Source organism: Pseudomonas entomophila (assembly GCF_013523125.1).
Classification (GTDB): Bacteria; Pseudomonadota; Gammaproteobacteria; order Pseudomonadales; family Pseudomonadaceae; genus Aquipseudomonas; species Aquipseudomonas entomophila_B.
Genome location: NZ_JAAMQJ010000008.1, coordinates 113,206 through 132,314, shown reverse-complemented (window position 1 = coordinate 132,314; position 19,109 = coordinate 113,206). Strand labels below are relative to the sequence as shown.

The window sequence follows — 19,109 nt, the reverse complement described above, 5'->3', positions numbered from 1 at the left end:
GGTGGAAGAATGGATGGCAGCTTTGCTCCCACTCGTGCTCGGGGCACCTCGGACAGACAGCTTGCCATCCATTCCTCTCACCTTTGATTCTAGCGATCCTCAAAGACACAAGCGGGCTTGCCCGCGATGACGGTGGCCGCTTCACCGCGTCGACGACAGGTTCGGCACGGGCCTGCCCATCCTGGGAAGGAGGCACAGGCCCGATGGCGGGCACGCCACCCGCTCTACCCCGACAATCTCATCTATCCTTCAGGCTCTTCGCGAACCTTGAGTGCTTGCCCGGGGTCCGTTAATGTCGAGCCATTGCACAGGACAGAGCACGCCCATGACTTCCAAGCTGGAACAACTCAAGCAGTTCACCACCGTCGTCGCCGACACCGGCGACATCGAGGCGATCCGCCGGCTCAAGCCGGTCGACGCCACCACCAACCCGTCCTTGCTGCTCAAGGCCGCCGCACTCACCGGTTATGGCGAAGTGCTGGAGAAGATCCGTGCCGAGCACAAGGGCAATGTGGACCAGGCCTGCGACCAGTTCGCCGTCGCCGTGGGGTCGGGCATCCTCAAGGAAATCCCGGGCCGCATCTCCACCGAGGTGGATGCTCGCCTGTCGTTCGATCAGGAGAAGCTGCTGGCCAAGTCGCGTCACCTGATTTCGCTGTACGACAAGGCTGGCGTCAGCCGTGACCGGGTGCTGATCAAGCTCGCCTCCACCTGGGAAGGCATCCGCGCGGCGGAAGTGCTCGAGAAGGAAGGCATCCAGACCAACCTGACGCTGCTGTTCTCCTACGCCCAGGCCCAGGCCTGCGCCGATGCCGGTGTGTTCCTGATCTCGCCGTTCGTGGGCCGGATCTACGACTGGTACAAGAAGAGCACCGGCCAGGAATACAGCGCCGCCGAAGACCCGGGCGTGCTGTCGGTGACGCGCATCTACAACTACTACAAGGCCAATGGCTACGGCACCGTGGTCATGGGCGCGAGCTTCCGTAACGTCGGCCAGATCGAGCAACTGGCTGGCTGCGATCGCCTGACCATCAGCCCGGAGCTGCTGGAAAAGCTGGGCCAGGACGAAGGCGACCTGCCGCGCATCCTGCAACCGGGTAACGCCAGCGAAGCCAAGCGCTCGCTGACCGAGGCGCAGTTCCGCTGGGACATGAACGAGGACGCCATGGCCACCGAGAAACTGGCCGAAGGCATCCGCCAGTTCGCCCGCGACCAGGAAAAGCTCGAGGCCGTGATGGCCGGCAAGGCGTAAGGCTGAACGCCTGACCCATGCCACACTGCAGAGGGCTGCCAGGCAGCCCTTCGCAGCGCTGTCTCATCGATTGAACACCGCCCCTCCAGAAATGATCTGACACATATGCCGGTTGCCAGACGCATGAGGGATGACCAGCATGCTCCCCCGATCGTGCGCCTTGTCGCGGACTCCTACCCGCCAATGGCCTGACAACGAAGCCTCTCCTTTCACCTGCGCGCTCTATTCGCCGAGTATCCGATGCCGTTGACCACCGCCCCGCTCCCCCTCGTGCTCGCCGGCCCCCTCCTGCGTCGCCTGGAGGCGCAGCGCTTCGCCTTGTGGCTGGTCGGCACGCGGCGTCTGACCCTGAACGTGACCGTGGACCGCCCCGGCCTTGGGGTCAGCACCGACTGCCAGGTGGTGCCGATCGGCCAGGCGGCCTTCGTGCACCTGATCGACGTGCAGCTGGCAACACCGCTGCCGGTGGATCAGGCGATCGGCTACGACGTGCTCATCGACACCGACGACGGCCCGCAGGGCATCGCCGACTGGGCGCCGCACCTGCTCTACCCAGGGCGCGAGCAGGTGGACTTCGTGCTGCGTGGGCGGCTCGACCAGGTCTTGCATGGCTCCTGCCGCAAGCCGCACCACCGGGCGGCGGATGGGCTGCTGTGCGCCGACCGCTTGCTGCTCGCGTGCGAACGTGCCGAAGAGCGCCCGGCCCTGCTGCTGATGACCGGCGATCAGATCTACGCCGACGATGTGGCCGGCCCCATGCTGCGGGCCATCCATCGGCTGATCGAGCGCTTGGGGCTGTTCGACGAGCCGCTGGCGGGCGCGGTGGTGAATGACAGCCAGGCGCTGTATGCCCATGGCGCCTGCTACTACCAGCGTGCCGATTTGTTGCCGGCACTGGAGGCCAACGAAGGGCTGCGCCGGCGCTTCTTCGGCGGCACGCGCAAACCGATCTTCACCAGCAGCAACGCCGACAACCACCTGGTGACCTTCGCCGAAGTCATGGCCATGTACCTGCTGGTCTGGTCGCCGGTCTGCTGGCGCCTGGTGCGCATGACGCAGCCGTCGGGCCTGAGCGTCAAGCAGCAGGCGCGCTACGCCCAGGAATTGCCTTGGGTGGAGGCGTTCACCGAGGGTCTGGACGGGGTCGCCCGGGCACTGGCGCACCTGCCCAGCCTGATGATCTTCGACGACCATGACATCACCGATGACTGGAACCTGTCGGCGCAGTGGGAAGCGTCGGTCTACGGGCATCCGTTCTCGCGGCGCATCGTCGGCAATGCGCTGATCGGCTACCTGCTGTGCCAGGGCTGGGGCAATGCCCCGGCGCGCTGTCGCCCGTTGATCGACGCCTGCCAGGCGATGACGGCGCAGGCCGCAGACGGCTGGCTGACCCGCTACGCCCAGGACGGCCTGATCGATCAGCTGCTGGCCTTCCAGGGCTGGCAGTTCGAGGTGGCCAGCGAGCCGCCGCTGGTGGTGCTCGACACCCGCACACGGCGCTGGCGCAGCGAGCGCAGCCTGAAGAAACCGTCCGGCCTGCTCGACTGGGAAGCCCTGAGCGAACTGCAACAGGCGTTGCTCGACCACCGCTCGGCGATCATCGTCTCGCCCGCACCGGTCTTCGGCGTGAAGTTGATCGAGACGGTGCAGCGGATCGTCAGCGGGTTGGGCTTCCCGCTGCTGGTGGATGCGGAAAACTGGATGGCGCACCGGGGCGCGGCCCAGGTGGTGCTGAACATCTTCCGTCACTCGCGCACGCCAGGGCACTACGTCATCCTCTCGGGCGACGTGCATTACTCATTCGTCTATGAAGTGCTGATCCGAAACCGCCAGCACACACCGCACCTCTGGCAGATCACCAGCAGCGGCATCAAGAACGAGTTCCCCCGCCGTCTACTCAAGGTCTTCGACCGGCTCAACCGCTGGTTGTACGCGCCACGCTCGCCCCTCAACGGCTTCACCAAACGCCGTCGCATGGAGGTGATCCCGCGCACGCCAGACCGCAGCCAGGCGGGTGAGCGGCTGTGGAACGGTGCGGGGTTGGGTCAGGTGTTCTTCGACGCCGAGGGGCGACCGACACGGATCCTGCAGCTCAACGCCGATGGCACGCCAGCGACCGAATTCCCGTCGACGACCTGATCGGCCGAGCGATCAGGTGCGCTCGAGGGCGTTGACCAGGTCGCGGAAGGCTTCGCGGTTGGAGTCGTTCAGGCCCATCAGGATGCGGTGCGCCTCGAGCACCTTGGAACGCACCACGTCCTCGTTCTGGTCCTGGGACGGCAGGTCGCTCAGGCAGTCCGGGCACGGGATCGGCCGGTCGACGATGTTGAACACCTGCTCGAAGCCCATCGATTGCAGCAACCGGGAAATGTCCGGGTTGGTGGTGACCACGGTGGGCAGCAGCCCGACTTTCTGGCGCGACAGGATCGACAGCTTGGCCAGCAGGCCCAGCGTGGTGCTGTCGATGCTCTCGGCTTCGGTCAGGTCGATGACGATGGCCGAGAAGTTGAGGGCACTGAAGATCTTGTCGATCGTCGCATCCAACGCCGAACACAGGGTCAGGCGCACTTCACCGACGAATTTCAGCACGAAGGTGCCACACTGCTCGGCGAACTGGATTCTACCGGTACTCATTGAAGGTTCCTGCTCAACACCATTAGGGCGATATCATCCGGCATCTCCCCAAGCGTAGCCAAATTGAAACGTCGACGCAGCCCATCCAGGCTGCCTCCCGCCTCCTGGACGATCTGCGGCAGCGACGCCTCCTTGTCTTTGAGGGTCGCGCCCGGCAAAAGGTCCAGGATGCCATCGGACATCAGGCTCAGGCTGAACTGACCAGGCAAGGTCATTTCATGGTCCTGATAAGTCGCTTCCTCGAACAACCCCACGGGCAGGCCGCGACCTTCGAGGTAGCGGGTCTGCTCCTGCGTGTGCAGCACCGGCAGCGGCAGGTGGCCGCCGACGGCGTAGGTCAGCACGTTGGTGTGCTCGTCGATCACGCCGCCGACCATGGTCACGTGCTTGCCCAGCTTGCAGTTGATCAGCCCGCGGTTGATGTGCGACAGCACTTCCGACGGCTTGAACTCGCGCAGGTGGCCGCCGCTGCGCTTGAATTCGAACAGCAGGCGGGTGGTCATGAACTTCAGCAGCACCGTGACGAAGGCCGACGAGGCGCCATGACCCGACACGTCGGCCAGGTAGAAGGCGATCCGGCGGTCGTCCACCCGGAAATAGTCGACGAAGTCGCCCGACAGGTACAGCGACGGAATGATCTGGTGATCGAACGAGAAACCGCCGGCGTACCAGGGGCTCTCGGGCAGCATGTTCATCTGCACCTGACGGCCGGCGGTCTGGTCCTCCTGCAGCAGGTGCAGGCTGGCCTCCAGTTCACGGTTGGCGGTCTCGAGCTTTTCCCGGTAGCGCTGGTTCTCCAGCAGCAGCCGCGAGCGGTCGAGCGCCCGGCGCACCGAGTGCTCCAACACCGCCAGGTCCTGTAAAGGCTTGATCAGGTAGTCGGCCGCGCCCAGGCGCAGCGCATCGACCGCGTCGCTCATGACTCCGGCACCGGACACCACGATCACCGGCAACTGCGGCGCGCGTTCGCTGATGCGACGGATCAGTTCCAGGCCACCCATCTGCGGCATGCGTAGGTCGCAGATCACCAGATCGAGGGCGTGTTGCTCGAACACGTCCAGGCCCTGCTGACCATTGCAGGCCTGCAGCACGGCGAAACCACTGTCTTCCAGGTAGGCGGCGAGGCTTGCACGGACCACGTCGTCGTCATCGATGATCAGCAACGTTGCACTGGTGTTCGGCATGTGGGCAAACGGCGCCAGAAATAGGTTGGCGTAGCGACGTCGACAACGCGACGAACGGCTACTGGAATTCTCTCTGGCACGCTTCTATTGGGGATGGACCCTGACGGTCGACCCGGCAAAAGGCAGAGGTGCCCTGTAAGGCGCTGACGGTACTCCCATCCGCAGGGCGTTTCAAGCACGACAGGCCATCGGGCGGGTGCGCTTTACAGCGCAAATTGCCAGACGTTATAAGAACTTCATGTACAACAACCTGATGGAAGGATGTGAGCATGTCGACGGTATCCCAAGGTCACGAAGAGAAACGCGATTTCATCCGCATGCGCATCGACAGCCAGGCCAGTCTGCTACATGCCGGCGAGGTGGTCTCGGCGGTGTGCATCGACCTGTCCGCCAGCGGCCTGCAGGTGCAGGCACCACGGCGCTTTGCCGTGGGTGATCAGGTGGACGTGAGCATCGAGTCCGAACATGCCTCGCTCAGTGGCCTGAAGGCCAGCGCGCAGGTGGTCTGGGTGGCCGATCAAGGGGCCGCAGAGCAGCGGGTGGGGTTGAAGATCGTGGCGATGCATTGAAGCAAGCGGCAAGCCCGTGAATGACGCGACCTGCCAAAGCCCGCTGCTTCCCGTATGAATGACTTTGGGACTGCTTCGCAGCCCATCGCTTTCAAACCGACCCGGCCAGTCCAGCAGGAGGGCCGAGACAGGATGGAGGATCAGGCGCCCGACATCGCAGCGCCTGCCCGTTGCCCTCACAACCCCTCCAATTCCGCCATCAGATCGCTCAACCGATCCACCTTCTCCTCGTCCAGCACCGCCCCCTGCAACCCCTCCACATACACGGCCAGCGCCTCCACCGTGCTGCACTCGAACATCGCCCGCAGCGGCACGTTCAGCTGCAAGCGTTTCTGCACCCGCGAGGCGATCTGCGTCGCCAGCAGTGAGTGCCCGCCCAGTTCGAAGAAGTTGTCGCGTACCCCGACCCGCTCGACCTTGAGCACGTCGGCCCAGACCTGGGCCAAGGTCGTCTCCAGCTCGCTGCGCGGCGCCAGGTACGCCTGCCCCTGAAGGGCACCGATCTCCAGCGCGGGCAAGGCCTTGCGGTCGAGCTTGCCATTGACGTTGTGCGGCAGCTCGTCGAACCAGGCCCAGTGCAGTGGCACCATGTACTCCGGCAACTCGGCGCGCAGGCGCTGCTTGAGCGGGTCGAGCAAGGCGCTGTCGCCGGTGACGCCCTGATGCGCCACCAGGTAGCCCACCAGGTACGTGCCGTTGACGCCCGCCTGCACGCCCACCGCCGCATCGCGCAGCTCAGGCTGCTCGTGCAGACGGGCCTCGATCTCGCCCAGCTCGATGCGGTAACCGCGGATCTTCACCTGATGGTCGGCGCGACCGACGTATTCGAGCACGCCGTCGGCACGTCGCCGCGCCAGGTCGCCGGTGCGGTACAGACGCTCACCCGGCGCCCCGTGCGGGTGGGGGACGAAGGCCAGGGCCGTTCGCCCCGGATCGCCCACATAGCCGCGCCCGACGCTGGCCCCGGCTACGCACAGCTCACCCACTGCGCCCAAGGGCACCAGGTCCTGCACGTCGCCATACAGGTACAGGCGGTTGTTGTCGGTCGACGAGCCGATCGGCAAATAGCTGCCTTGGGTGGACGCCGCGTCCACGCGGAAGAACGCCACGTCGTCGGAACATTCGGCCGGGCCGTAGGCATTGATCAGGCCGATGTGCGGGTAACGTTGCAACCACTGCGCCGCCAGTTCCGGCGGCATGGCCTCGCCGGTCGGCAACATCCAGCGCAGGCCGGGCACGGCCAGGTGCTCGTGGGCCAGCATGCCCTGGATCAGCGACGGCACGCTTTCGAGCACGCTGATGCCGCTGGCCTGGACGTGCACCAGCAGCCCCTGCGGGTCATGGGCGATGGCATTGGGCACGATCTCCACGCTGGCGCCGAACAAGGGCGCCGCCAGGAACTGCCAGACCGAGATGTCGAAACTCTGGGACGCGGTCTGGGCGATCACGTCGGCTTCGTCCAAGGCCAGGTAGGGCACCTTGCTCAACTGATTGTTGAGCATGCCGCGCTGTTCGACCATCACGCCCTTGGGCAGACCGGTCGAGCCCGAGGTGTAGATGACGTAGGCCAGGTTCTCCGGCCCGCTGTACACCCCAGGGTCGTGATCGGCAGCCGACCGGGCCTGCACCTCGTCCCACACCAGCAGGCGCACCGTCGCAGCACCTTCCAAGGCAGCCAGCAACTGCCGGGCCTGCTCGGCGGTAGCCTCGGTGCACACCAGCACCGGCGTGCGGCTCAGCGCCAGGATGCGTTGCAGGCGCACCGTGGGCAGCCCTGGGTCGAGCGGGAGGTAGCCGGCGCCAGCCTTGAAGCTGCCGACGATCATCCCGAGCAGGTCCAGGCTGCGCTCGGCCAGTAGCGCCACGGGCTGGTCGATGCGCACACCGGCGGCGATCAGCGCATGGCCCAGCCGGTTGGCCTGTCGGTTCAGGCCGGCGTAGTCCAGCGAGCGGCCTTCGCAACGGGCGACGGTCCGCTGTGGATGCGCGGCCACCTGCGCCTCGAACAGCGCGACATAACCCTGCTCCAGCGGGTAGGCGTGCGCACTGCGGTTGCAGTCCTCGAGCAGGAAGCGTCGTTCGTCCTCGCCCAGCAGCGGCACGTCCGCCAGTGGGCCATGGAAGCCGTCCACCAGCGCCAACAGCAGGCGCTTGAAGGCAGCCAGCAGGCGCTCGACCGTGGACCGATCGAAGTAGCGCTGGTCGAACGACAGGTGCAGCCCCAGGTCATCGCCGGGGTAGCACACGGCGGTCAGCGGGAAGTTGGTGTGCGTGCGCCCGGAGTCCGAGCGCGCGTTGAGGTGCCGGGCGTGGTCGAGCACGGTGCTCTCCACAGGTGCGTTCTCGAACACGAACAGGCTGTCGAACAACGGCTGGCCCTTGGGCAGCTCGCTGCACTCCTGGATCGCCACCAGCGGCAGGTATTCGTGCTCGCGCAGCTCCATGTTGCGCTCGAGCAGGGTGTGCAACCACTGGCGCACGGTCACCGGCTCGTCCAGCGCAGGCAGTTGCACGCGCAAGGCGATGCTGTTGATGAACAGCCCGACCGTGCGCTGCATCTGCGGCAGGCTCACCGGGCGACCGGCCACGGTCACGCCGAACACCACGTCGCGCTCGCCGCTGCAGCGCGCCAGCACCAGGGCCCAGGCCGCCTGGGCGAAGGTGTTGACGGTCAGTTGATGGGCCTGGGCCAGCTCGCGCAGGCGCGCGCCCTGGGCAGGGTCGAGGCGGGTCAGGCAGTCGCCGACGATCATCCCTTCGCTGTCACCGGCATGGGCATGCCGCAGAGGCCGGTCGCTTGGCACGGCCGTGGCGCGCTCGAAGCCGGCCAGGTTGGCCTGCCACCAGCGCCGCGAGGCGTCCAGGTCCTGGCGTTGCAGCCAGCCGATGTAATCACGGTAGCGCGGCGGTACCGGCAGGTTGGCCGGGCGCCCCTCGCCGAGGGCCTGGTACAGCTCGAAGAAGTCGTTCATCAGCAGCGAACGGCACCAGGCATCGATGAGGATGTGGTGGTTGCTCATCATGAACCAGTAGCGCGCTTCGTCCACGCGCACCAGGCGCAGGTGGAACGGCGCCTCGCGCAGCAGATCGAAACCCGCCTCGCGCTCGGCCTTGTGCAGGGTTTGCAGGCGCGCTTGCTGAGCGTCGGCATCGAGGTCACGCCAGTCCTGGTAATCCACCGCCGTCTGGCCGGGTTTGTGGATGATCTGCAGCATGGCTTCGCCCGCGCTCCAGCTGAACGAGGCGCGCAGGGCTTCGTGCCGTGCCACCACGGCCTGCCAGGCTTCGGTGAAACGCTGCGGGTCCAGCGCGCTGTCGATGAAGTAGCGGTCCTGCATGTAGTAGATGCCGGTGCCCGGCTCGAGCAAGGTATGCAGCAGCAGGCCTTCCTGCATCGGCGTCAGCGGGTAGACGTCCTCGATGCAGACCGCTGGCACTGGCAAGGCGTCGATCTGCGCCTGGTCCAGGCGCGCCAGGGGGAAGTCCGACGGCGTGAAGCTGCCGGTGCCGTCGGCCAGGCAGTGCGCGACCAGGGCCAGCAGCTCGAGGCGGTACGCTTCGGCCAGACGCTCGATGGTCGCGGCCTCGTAGCGTTCGGCGCTGTAGGTCCAGCGCAGCTGCAAAGCGCCGCCGTAAACCTGACCGTCGACGCTCAGCCAGTTGGGCAAGGGCGCATCCGGGTCGTGGGCCAAGCCGGTGTCGCCTTCCAGCGGCGCGAACATGGCCTCGGCATCCGAGGGCTGGTCGAACTGCCCCAGGTAGTTGAAGGTGATGCGCGCCTGGGCCAGCGCGGCCATGCGCTCACGGCTGGCAGCATCGCCCAGGTAGCGCAGCACGCCGTAGCCCAGGCCCTTGTGCGGCACCTGACGCAGTTGCTCCTTGATGTGCTTGAGCGACTCGCCGCGGGCAGCATCCGCCTGGCCCAGGACCGGGCTCAGGCACAACGGGTAGGCGGTGGTGAACCAGCCGACGCTGCGGGTCAGGTCGAGGTCGTCGAACACCCCGTCACGGCCATGGCCTTCGAGCTGCACCAGCACCTGCTCGGTGCCGCTCCATCGGCACAAGACCCGGGCCAGCGCCGTCAGCAGCAGGTCGTTGACCTGGGTGTGGTAGGCGGCCGGCGCCTGCTGCAACAGTTGACGGGTCTGCTCGGCGTCCAGGCCGAGGGTCACGCGCGCGGCGTTTCGGTAACGGTTGTCACCCTGGGGATGGTCGCACGGCAGCTCCTGGCGAACCTGGCTCAACTGCCCTTCCCACCAGCCCAGCTCGTCGCGCAGCGAGTCGCTGCTGGCATAGCTGGCCAGGCGTGCGGCCCACTCGCCCATCGCGTGGGTCTTGGTTGCCAGCGGCTGGCCACGGTAGGCCGTTTGCAGGTCTTCGAGCAGCACACGCCAGGACACCCCATCCACCACCAGATGGTGGATCGCCAGCAGCAGCCGCTGGACGCCTCGCGGGTCCTCCACCAGCACGGCACGCAGCAACGGCCCTTCGGCCAGGTCGAGGCTGCCTTGCGCGTCGCTGAACAGGGCCTGGCACGCGTCCAGGTCGTCGACCCGGTGCGTCCAGAGCAAGGCCTCGGCCGTGAGCGGAGCGTATTCGCCCTGCCAGCGACTCTCGGCCTGGGCGAAGCGCAGCCGCAGGCTATCGTGCTGCGTGATCACCGTGCGCAGCGCCTGTTCGAGCCGCTCGGCCTGTACCGGCTGGTGAACCTGCAACAGCACGGCCTGGTTCCAGTGCTGCCGCTGTGGCACGTTGCTGTCGAAGAACCAATGCTGGATCGGGGTCAAGGCGATGGTCCCGGCCAGCGGCCCCTGCTCGATCCCCGCAGGCGCCGTGCTGACGGTCACCACGGCAGCGAGGGCCTGGATGGTCTGGTGCTGGAACAGGTCGCGCGGGGTGAACTGCAGACCCAGTTGACGCGCCCGACTGACCACCTGGATCGACAGGATCGAATCGCCGCCCAGCTCGAAGAAGTTGTCGTGCGTGCCGACCTGCGGCAGGTTCAGCACTGCGGCCCAGACCTGCGCCAGTTGCGCCTCGCGCACGTTGGCCGGCGCCTGGTAGGTTTGCCGCGCCTGTGCCAGGTCCGGTGCAGGCAGCGCGCGACGGTCGAGCTTGCCGTTGCCCATCAGCGGCAGGCGGTCAAGCAGCACCAGATGGGTCGGCACCATGTGGTCCGGCAGGTGCTGGCTGGCGTAGCGCTTGATCGCCTCGCGCAAGGCCGTGGCCGCTGCCGTATCGCCGTTGGCCTGTGGGCACACCAGGTAGCCGACCAGCTGCTTGCCGCCGGTCATGTCCAGGGCCACGACCACCGCCTGCTCGACCTCGGGATGGACGCTCAGGCAGCCTTCGATCTCGCCCAGCTCGATGCGGAAGCCGCGAATCTTGACCTGATGGTCGGCGCGCCCGACGTATTCCACGGCACCGTCGGTGCACAGGCGCACCAGGTCGCCAGTGCGATACAGGCGCCCGCCGTGCGGGTCGAACGGGTCGGCCACGAAGCGTTCGGCGGTCAGCCCAGGGCGAGCATGGTAGCCCTCGGCTACCCCCGCGCCGCCGATGTACAGCTCGCCGATACCGCCCTGGGGCAGCAGCGCCAGGTCCTCGTCGAGGATGTAGGCAGTGCGGGCACCGATCACCTGCCCGATGGGCACGCTGTTCGCCTCTGCCGGTAACGACGCAGGCACTGGATAGGCCAGGGGCATGACCACGGTTTCGGTCGGGCCGTAGGCGTTGAACAGCTGCGTCGGGACGAACGCCTGACGAATGCGCTGCACGTGCTCGCCGCTCAGCGCTTCGCCGCCGGTGATCACCAGGCGCACCGGCAGCTGTTCGCCGCGTACTGCCAACCACTGGGCCAACTGGCTGCCGTAGCTGGGGGTGAAGCCCAGGATGGTTACCTGCTGCTCGCGCACCAGCGTGCAGATGGCCTCGGCGTCCCACTGGCCCTGGGCCCGCACCACCACCCGTGCGCCGCACAGCAGCGGGGTCAGCAGGCGCTCGGTGGCGGCGTCGAAGTTGATGGAATAGAAATGCAGCTCGCAATCGTCGGCCCGCATGCCGAACGCCTCGATCACTGCCTGGCAATGCAGGGCGATCTGCCCATGGCTGACCACCACGCCCTTGGGCTGGCCGGTCGAGCCGGAGGTGTAGATCAGGTAGGCCGAGTGCGCCGGGTCGCTGAGGTCGTGCGGGGCACTGTCCGGTTGCGCGATCAGGGCAGCGCCGTCGTCGTCCAGGCTCCAGCGCGCCACGCTTTCGGGCAATGCGCCGAGCGCGTCGAACAGCGCGCGCTGGCTGAGCAGCAGGCCGATGCGGCTGTCCTCGATCATGTAGCGCAGGCGGTCGAGGGGGTATTCCGGATCCAGCGGCACATAGGCGCCACCGGCCTTGAGGATCGCCAGCAGGCCGACCACCATCTCCGGCGAGCGCTCCAGCGCCAGCCCCACACGCACCTGGGGGCCGACGCCACGGGCGCGCAACGCATGGGCCAGGCGGTTGGCCTGGCGGTCGAGTTCGGCGTAGGTCAGGTGCTGGCCGGCGTAGGTCAGCGCGAGCGCCTCGGGCGTCCGCGCGGCCTGGGCGGCGAACAGCCCATGCACGGTGTGGCGAGCGGCGTCAGGCTGCTCGCCCCGCAGCCCGTCGATCAGCCCTTGCCGCTCGGCAGGATCCAGCAGGGGCAGCTCGCACAGACGCTGCTGCGGGTCGTCCAGCAGCCCGGTCAGCAGGCGCTGCCAATGCTGTGCCAGGCGGGCGATGCGCGGCTCGTCGAACAGGTCCTGGCTGTAGGTCAGGCAGCAGCCGAGACGCCCGTCGAGGTCGGTGACCTCCAGGTACAGGTCGAACTTGGTCGCGTGGGCGTCGTTGACCAGGTAGTCCACCTGCAGGCCGGCCAGCTCACGGCTCTGCTGGAAGGCCCAGCGCTGCACGTTGCACATCACCTGGAACAGCGGGTTGTAGGCGCTGCTGCGCGGCGGCTGCACGGCTTCGACCACCTGGTCGAAGGGCAGGTCCTGGTGCGACTGCCCTTCGATGACGCGCTGGCGCACCTGCTCCAGCAGCGCCTCGCCGCGCATCTGCCCATCCAGCTCGCAGCGCAGCACCTGGGTATTGAGGAAGGCGCCGATCAGGCCCTCGCTCTCTGGACGAATCCGGTTGGCCACCGGCACGCCGATGCGCAGGTCACGCTGGCCGCTGTGGCGGTGCAGCACGGCGGCCAGGGTCGCGGTCACGGTCATGAACAGCGTCAGGCCACGGGCCTGGTCGAAGGCCTGGACCCGCTCGGCCAGGGCCGGGTCGAGGTCGAAGCGGTACAGCGCGCCACGGTGGCTCTGCACGGCCGGACGTGGACGGTCGGCCGGCAGCTCGAGCACCGGATGCTCGTCGCCCAGGCGCGCCTGCCAGTACGCCCGCTGTCGCACGCCCTCGCCGCCCTCGAGCCACTGGCGTTGCCAGACGCTGTAGTCCAGGTACTGCACGGGCAGCGGCGCCAGTGGCGAGTCGCGGTCGTCGACGAAGGCTTCGTACAGCTCGCCCAGCTCGCGGGCGAAGATGTCCATGGCCCAGCCTTCGGTGACGATGTGGTGCAAGGTCAGCACGAAGTAGTGCTCATGCGTTTCGGTCTTGACCAGGCAGGCGCGCAGCAGCGGGCCTTGTTCGAGGTCGAAGGGCTGGTGCGCCTGGTCTTCGGCCAGGGCATGCAGGCGCTGCTCGCGTTGCGCGGGGTCGTGCGCGCTGAGGTCGCACCAGTCCAGCTGCAGCGGGCTGTCCGGTGCCACGCACTGGGACGGCACGCCGTCGCGGCTGGGGAAGGTGGTGCGCAGGGTCTCGTGGCGCACGATCAGGGCCTGCAAGGCGCGCTCGAAGGCCTCGACGTGCAGCGTGCCACGCAGCCGCGCCATGCCGCCGACGTTGTAGGCCGGGCTGTCCGGCGCCATCTGCCAGAGGAACCACATGCGCTGCTGGGAATACGACAGCGGCACGGCCTGCTGCCGGTCGACGCGTGCGATCTCGCCCTGTCGATCCTGCTGGCCCTGTTCGACCAGCAGGGTGATCGCGGCACAGAACGCCTCCAGCGCGCTGGCCTCGAACAAGGCCTTGAGCGGCAGGTCGACGTCGCAGGCCTGACGACAGCGTGAGACGATCTGCGTGGCCAGCAGCGAATGCCCGCCCAGGGCAAAAAAGTCGTCCTGCAGGCCCACCTGCGCTACGCCCAGCACCTCGCACCAGATCGTTGCCACCTGCCGTTGCAGGGCCGTGTGCGGCGCGCGGTATTCACGCTGCTGCCAGACCGGCACTGGCAGCGCCTTGAGGTCGAGCTTGCCGCTCGGTCCCAGGGGCATCTGCGCCAGGTGGATCAGCTGTGCTGGCACCAGGTAGGCCGGCAGACGCTCGCCCAGGGCGGCGAGCAAGGTTGCCTCGTGCGCCTCGCCGCAGTAGTAGCCGACCAGTTGCGTGCTCACGCTGTCCTGGTGCACGCGCACCACGGCCTGCTCGACGCCGGCACAGGCCAGCAGGCAGGCCTGCACCTCTTGCGGCTCGACCCGGAAGCCGCGCACTTTGACCTGCTGGTCGAGACGCCCGAGGTAATCCAACGCTTGAAGGTCGAACCGCCAGCGGGCACGGTCGCCGCTGCGGTACAAGCGCTGGCCATCACCGTCGGGCTGTGGCACGAAGCGTTCGGCGGTCAAGCCTGGGCGGCCCAGGTAGCCCCGCGCCAGCCCGGCGCCGCCCAGGTACAGCTCACCTGGCACACCCGGCAGGCTGGCCTCCAGCTCGGCGTCGAGCACCTGGCACAGCACGTTGCCCAACGGCCGGCCGATCGGCGAACGGTCGCCGTCGCTGGCCTGACAGTGCCAGTGGGTGACGTTGATCGCGGTTTCGGTCGGGCCGTAGCGGTTGTGCAGCTCGACCTGGGGCAGGACGTCCAGGACGCGGTCGCGCAGGCTCGCCGACAGCGCCTCGCCGCCGGAGAACACCCGGCGCAGGCTGGTGCATGCCCCGGCCAGCGGCTCCTGCACGAACACCTGCAGCAGCGGCGGCACGAAGTGCAAGGTGGTCACCCCATGGGCCTGAACCAGCTCGGCGATGCGTCGGGGATCGCGGTGCTCGCCCGGCCCGGCCAGCACCAGGGTGCAGCCGGTGACCAGGGGCCAGAAGCATTCCCACACCGACACGTCGAAGCTGATCGGCGCCTTCTGCATCAGCACGTCGCTGGACTTCAGCCCATAGCGACCCTGCATCCAGTGCAGGCGCTCGGCCAGCGCCCCGTGCGTGTTGCCCACGCCCTTGGGCTGGCCGGTGGAGCCGGAGGTGTAGATCACGTAGGCCAGGTGATCGCCGTCCAGATGCAACCCGGGCGCCTGGCTCGGCCAGTTGTCCAGGTGCAGTTGGTCGAGGGCGATCACGCTGACCCCCTCGGCCCTGGGCAGGCGATCGAGACGCTCGCTGTGGCTCAGCAGCAGGCCGGCGCCACAGTCGGCGAGCATGTAGGCCAGGCGCTCGATAGGGTAATCGACGTCCAGCGGCACGTAGGCGCCACCGGCCTTGAGAATGGCCAGCAGGCCGATCAGCAGCTGCGGCGAGCGCTCCAGGCAGATCGCCACACGGGTCTCGGGACCGACGCCCTTGTCGCGCAGGTAGTGCGCCAGGCGGTTGGCCTGCTGGTGCAGGCTGGCGTAGTCGAGCTGACCGCCGTCCCAGACCAACGCAGTGTGCGTCGGGGTCGCCCGGGCCTGATCGTTGAGCTGCTCGACCAGCAACCGGGTGGCCACGGGTACAGGGGCCTCCCCCCACTGACGCAGACGCTGGCGGTCGTCTGCCGTATGCAGGGGCACCTCGCCCAGCGCGCACTCAGGGTGACAGGTTACATGGTCGAGCAGCGCCAGCAGGTGGCGTGACAGGCGCTCGAGGGTGTCGGCGTCGAAGCGTTCGCGGGCGTAGTCGAAGGCCAGGGTCAGACGACCTTGCGGGTCTTCTTCGCTGTGCAGCTGCAGGTCGACCTTGGCGTCGCGGCTGTGCCACGGCAGCTCTTCGGCGAGCAGACCGGGCAGGCGGCGCAGGGCCGACAGGTCGCGCTGCTGGTGGTTGAACATCACCTGGAACAGGCCATGCTCACGGGCGTCGGGCAGCGCTTCGAGCACCTGTTCGAACGGCAAGTCCTGGTGCGCCTGGGCCTCCAGGGTAGCCTGGCGGACCTGGGCCAGCAACTGCACGAAGGGCTGGCGCGGCCCCGGCGTGGCGCGCAGGACCTGGGTGTTGATGAAGAAGCCGACCAGGCCCTGGCTGTCCAGGCGTGAGCGGTTGGCATTGGGCACACCGACCCGGATGTCGGTCTGGCCCGTGTAGCGGTGCAACAGCCCCTGCCAGGCCGCGAGCAGCACCATGAACACACTGGCCTGCTGGTGACGGGCCAGATCGCGCACGGCGTTGGCCAGCGCCGTGGGCACCTTGACCTGCAGGCGCGCGGCCTTGTGCTGGATCTGGCGGGTGCGCGGGTGATCGGCGCACAGGTCCAGTACCGGCAGGTCGTCACCCAGCTGGCCGATCCAGTAGTCGCGCTGGCGTGTCGCTTCACCGGCAGCCAGCCATTGGCGCTGCCGTTGACCATGGTCGGCGTACCCGATCGGCAAGGCGTCCAGGGTCAGTGTCTGCCCGTGGACGTGGGCGGCGTACAGGCGGGCGAACTCGTCCAGCAGGATGTTCAGCGACCAGCCGTCGGCGACGATGTGGTGCAGGGTCACCCACAGCTGGTGCTCGTCATCGGCCAGCCGCGCCAGGGTCACGCGCAGCAGTGGCCCCTGGCGCAGGTCGAACGGGCGTACGGCTTCCTGCTCGCGCTGTGCGGTCACGGCGGCAGGCTCGAGGCCTTCGAGGTCACGGTGCTCGAGCGTGAACGCCTGATGAGGCAAGACGGTCTGCACCGCCTGGCCCTCGATTTCGTCGAAGCGCGTGCGCAGCGCTTCGTGCCGCGCCACCAGGGCTTGGAAGCTGGCCTGCAGCGCCGCTTCGTCCAGGTCGCCGCGCAGGTGCAGCCCGGCGGGGATGTTGTAGGCGGCCGACTGGGGCTCGAGTTGCCAGAGCAACCACAGGCGGTTCTGCGCCAGCGACTGGGGCAGCGGCCCGGCACGGTCGAGTCGCTCGAGGCCTTCGGCCACCGTGGTGCCAGGCTGACGCGCCGCCTCCACCGCAGCGGTGTAGGCCATCAACGTCGGGTGCTCGAACAGGGCACGCACGCCCAGACCGACGCCCAGCGTCTCGTCGACACGCGCGGCGACCTGGGTGGCAAGAATGGAGTTGCCGCCCAGCAGCAGGAAGTGATCGTCGGCAGCGACCGTGTCGAGGCCAAGCACGTCGCACCAGACGTGGGCGATGCGCGCTTGCAGGTCATCCAGCGCAACCTCGGCGGTGTCGGCCTGCCCGTCAGCCGGGAAGCGTGCATAGCTGTCCAGACTGCCCTCCTTCAGGCGCTGACGGCAGGCCGAGCGCTGCAGCTTGCCGCTGGAGGTCTTTGGCAACGCGCCGGGGTTGAGCAGCAGGACCACGGCCGGCGCTTGGTGGCACACCTCGGCGAGGGTCTGGCGCACGGCCTGGATCAACGTGGCGGGCGGCTGCATCTTCTGTACGCCGCGACCGATCTCCACCGCGACGCCGATGCCCTCCTCGCCCTGGTGGTCGACTGCGAACACCGCGACGCGCCCCTTGCGCAGCCCCTCGACCTCGCGCTCCAGCGCCTGCTCCAGGTCCTGGGGATAGAGGTTCTGGCCGCGGACGATCAGCATGTCCTTGAGACGCCCGGTGACGAACAGTTGCCCGTCGCGTTGGAAACCCAGGTCGCCGGTGCGCAGCCAGGTCTGGCCCTCCCGCTCGACGAAGGTCTTGGCGGTGGCCTCAGGGTTGCGCCAGTAGCCCAGGGCGATGCTCGGGCCGGCGGCCCAGATCTCACCGACGTGGTTGTCCGGCAGGTCGGCCAAGGTGGCGGGGTCGACGATCTGTACCGCATGCCCAGGCTGACTGTAGCCGCAGCTCATCAGCACGTTGCCCTCGCCCGGTTCGACGCGGTGCGCGGCGAGTGCCTGGGCGTTCAGCGACAACGCGGGAATCCCCTGACCACGGCGGCTGCCGCTGACGAACAGGGTCGCTTCGGCCAGGCCATAGCTGGCGAAGAACTGCTCAGGCCTGAACCCACAGGCGCGGAAGGTCTCGGCGAAGGTCGCCAGGCTGTCCTGGCGGATCGGTTCGGAGCCCGAGTACGCCACACGCCAACGGCTCAGGTCGAGCCCGGCCAGCGCAGCCTGGCTGATGCGTTCGCTGCACAGCCGGTAGGCGAAGTCCGGGCCGCCACTGATGGTCCCGCCGTACTCGCTGATCGCCTGCAACCAACGCAGGGGCCGGGCGAGGAAGTACGCCGGCGCCATCAGCACGCAGGGCACGCCGCTGAAGATGGGCTGCAGCAGGCCGCCGATCAGGCCCATGTCGTGGTACAGCGGCAGCCAGCTGACGATCACGTCGTCCGGGTTGAGGTCGATGCCGAAGCCTTGGCGGATCAGCTGTTCGTTGGCCACCAGGTTGCCATGGCTGACCTGCACGCCCTTGGGCAAGGCCGTGGAGCCGGAGGTGTATTGCAAAAAGGCGATGTCCTGCGCCTGCAGCGTGGGCGGCTGCCAGGCGTCGGCCAGGGTGGCGTCCAGGTCGTCGACGGCCAGCAGCACGGGCGCCGCCTCGCCGCTCAGGGCCTCCAGGGACTGCAGCGTGTCCTGCAACGCCGAGACGGTCAGCAGCAGGCGCGGCTCGGCGTCGTCGATGATCGACAGCAGGCGCGCCTGGTGGTGCAGGCGGCTGGACTCCGGTGGATAGGCCGGTACCGCGATCACCCCCGCGTACAGGCAGCCGAAGAACGCCGCCACATAGTCCGGGCCGCTGGGGAACAGCAGCACGGCACGGTCGCCGAACGTTGCCTGGGCTTGCAAGGTGGCCGCGATGGTACGGGCGCGCGTATCGAGGTCTCGATAGCTGAGCACGGCCTGGGCACCCGGTTCGTCGGCCAGAAAGCGCAGCGCGACGCGGTCCGGGGTCTGCGCGGCGTGCGTTTGCAAGGCCTGGACCAGCGTGAGCGGGAGTTCGAAGGCGTCCGTCATGGGGTTTCCTGCCATGTCTGGGTAATCGGTGGCGAGCGCCCGCCTTGCGAGCAGGCGCAAGTGTCGGGGGACCGTGATGTACACAAAGGACGGATGGACAGGGGAAAAATTAAGGATCAGGGAACGCGGTCGGTAGGCATTCCCTTCCGCTTTGATAGGGGTGGTATATCTAGCGACTGGGATCGGACAGACGGACCCCGGCCACAGGCGGATGACTGGCGCTATCAGCCGTTTTCGGCGTGATTGTACGAGGCGACCGCGCGTGCCTTGGGAAATTGCGGCGCATCAAGGTATTTTCTCAATTGACAATCATTATCATTCTGAATAACGTGTC

Annotated in this window: 6 protein-coding genes; 3 read left to right on the top strand and 3 right to left on the bottom strand. The window is 67.7% G+C overall.

Annotated features, from left to right (window positions below):
* Positions 1-325: 325 nt before the first annotated feature.
* Together tal and G7007_RS07075 are read left to right on the top strand one after the other, a co-directional pair.
* Positions 326-1,252 carry a transaldolase gene (gene tal / locus G7007_RS07080; RefSeq protein ID WP_181100297.1) on the top strand — a complete coding sequence of 309 codons (927 nt, stop codon included), beginning with the start codon at positions 326-328 and terminating at the stop codon, positions 1,250-1,252.
* A gap of 240 nt (positions 1,253-1,492) precedes the next feature.
* Complete coding sequence (locus G7007_RS07075; RefSeq protein ID WP_375139481.1) at positions 1,493-3,391, top strand: alkaline phosphatase D family protein; 1,899 nt, start codon at positions 1,493-1,495, stop codon at positions 3,389-3,391.
* Between the two features lie 12 nt (positions 3,392-3,403).
* On the opposite strand, the gene rssC is transcribed toward G7007_RS07075, so the two are convergent.
* Entirely contained in the window at positions 3,404-3,886 is a 483-nt protein-coding gene (gene rssC, locus G7007_RS07070; RefSeq protein ID WP_060394314.1) for an anti-sigma factor antagonist RssC, read from the bottom strand.
* On the bottom strand, positions 3,883-5,070 hold the full coding sequence (gene rssB, locus G7007_RS07065) for a two-component system response regulator RssB (protein ID WP_181100295.1): 1,188 nt from the start codon (positions 5,068-5,070) through the stop codon (positions 3,883-3,885). The genes rssC and rssB overlap by 4 nt, the downstream gene beginning before the upstream one ends.
* Before the next feature lie 269 nt (positions 5,071-5,339).
* On the opposite strand from rssB, the gene G7007_RS07060 reads away from it, so the two are divergent.
* A complete protein-coding gene (locus tag G7007_RS07060) occupies positions 5,340-5,639 on the top strand; it encodes a PilZ domain-containing protein (protein WP_181100293.1) in 300 nt (99 codons plus the stop codon).
* A 176-nt stretch (positions 5,640-5,815) separates the two neighbouring features.
* Here the strand turns inward: G7007_RS07060 and G7007_RS07055 are convergent, their stop codons facing one another.
* Entirely contained in the window at positions 5,816-18,775 is a 12,960-nt protein-coding gene (locus G7007_RS07055; RefSeq protein ID WP_181100292.1) for a non-ribosomal peptide synthetase, read from the bottom strand.
* Positions 18,776-19,109 lie beyond the last annotated feature (334 nt).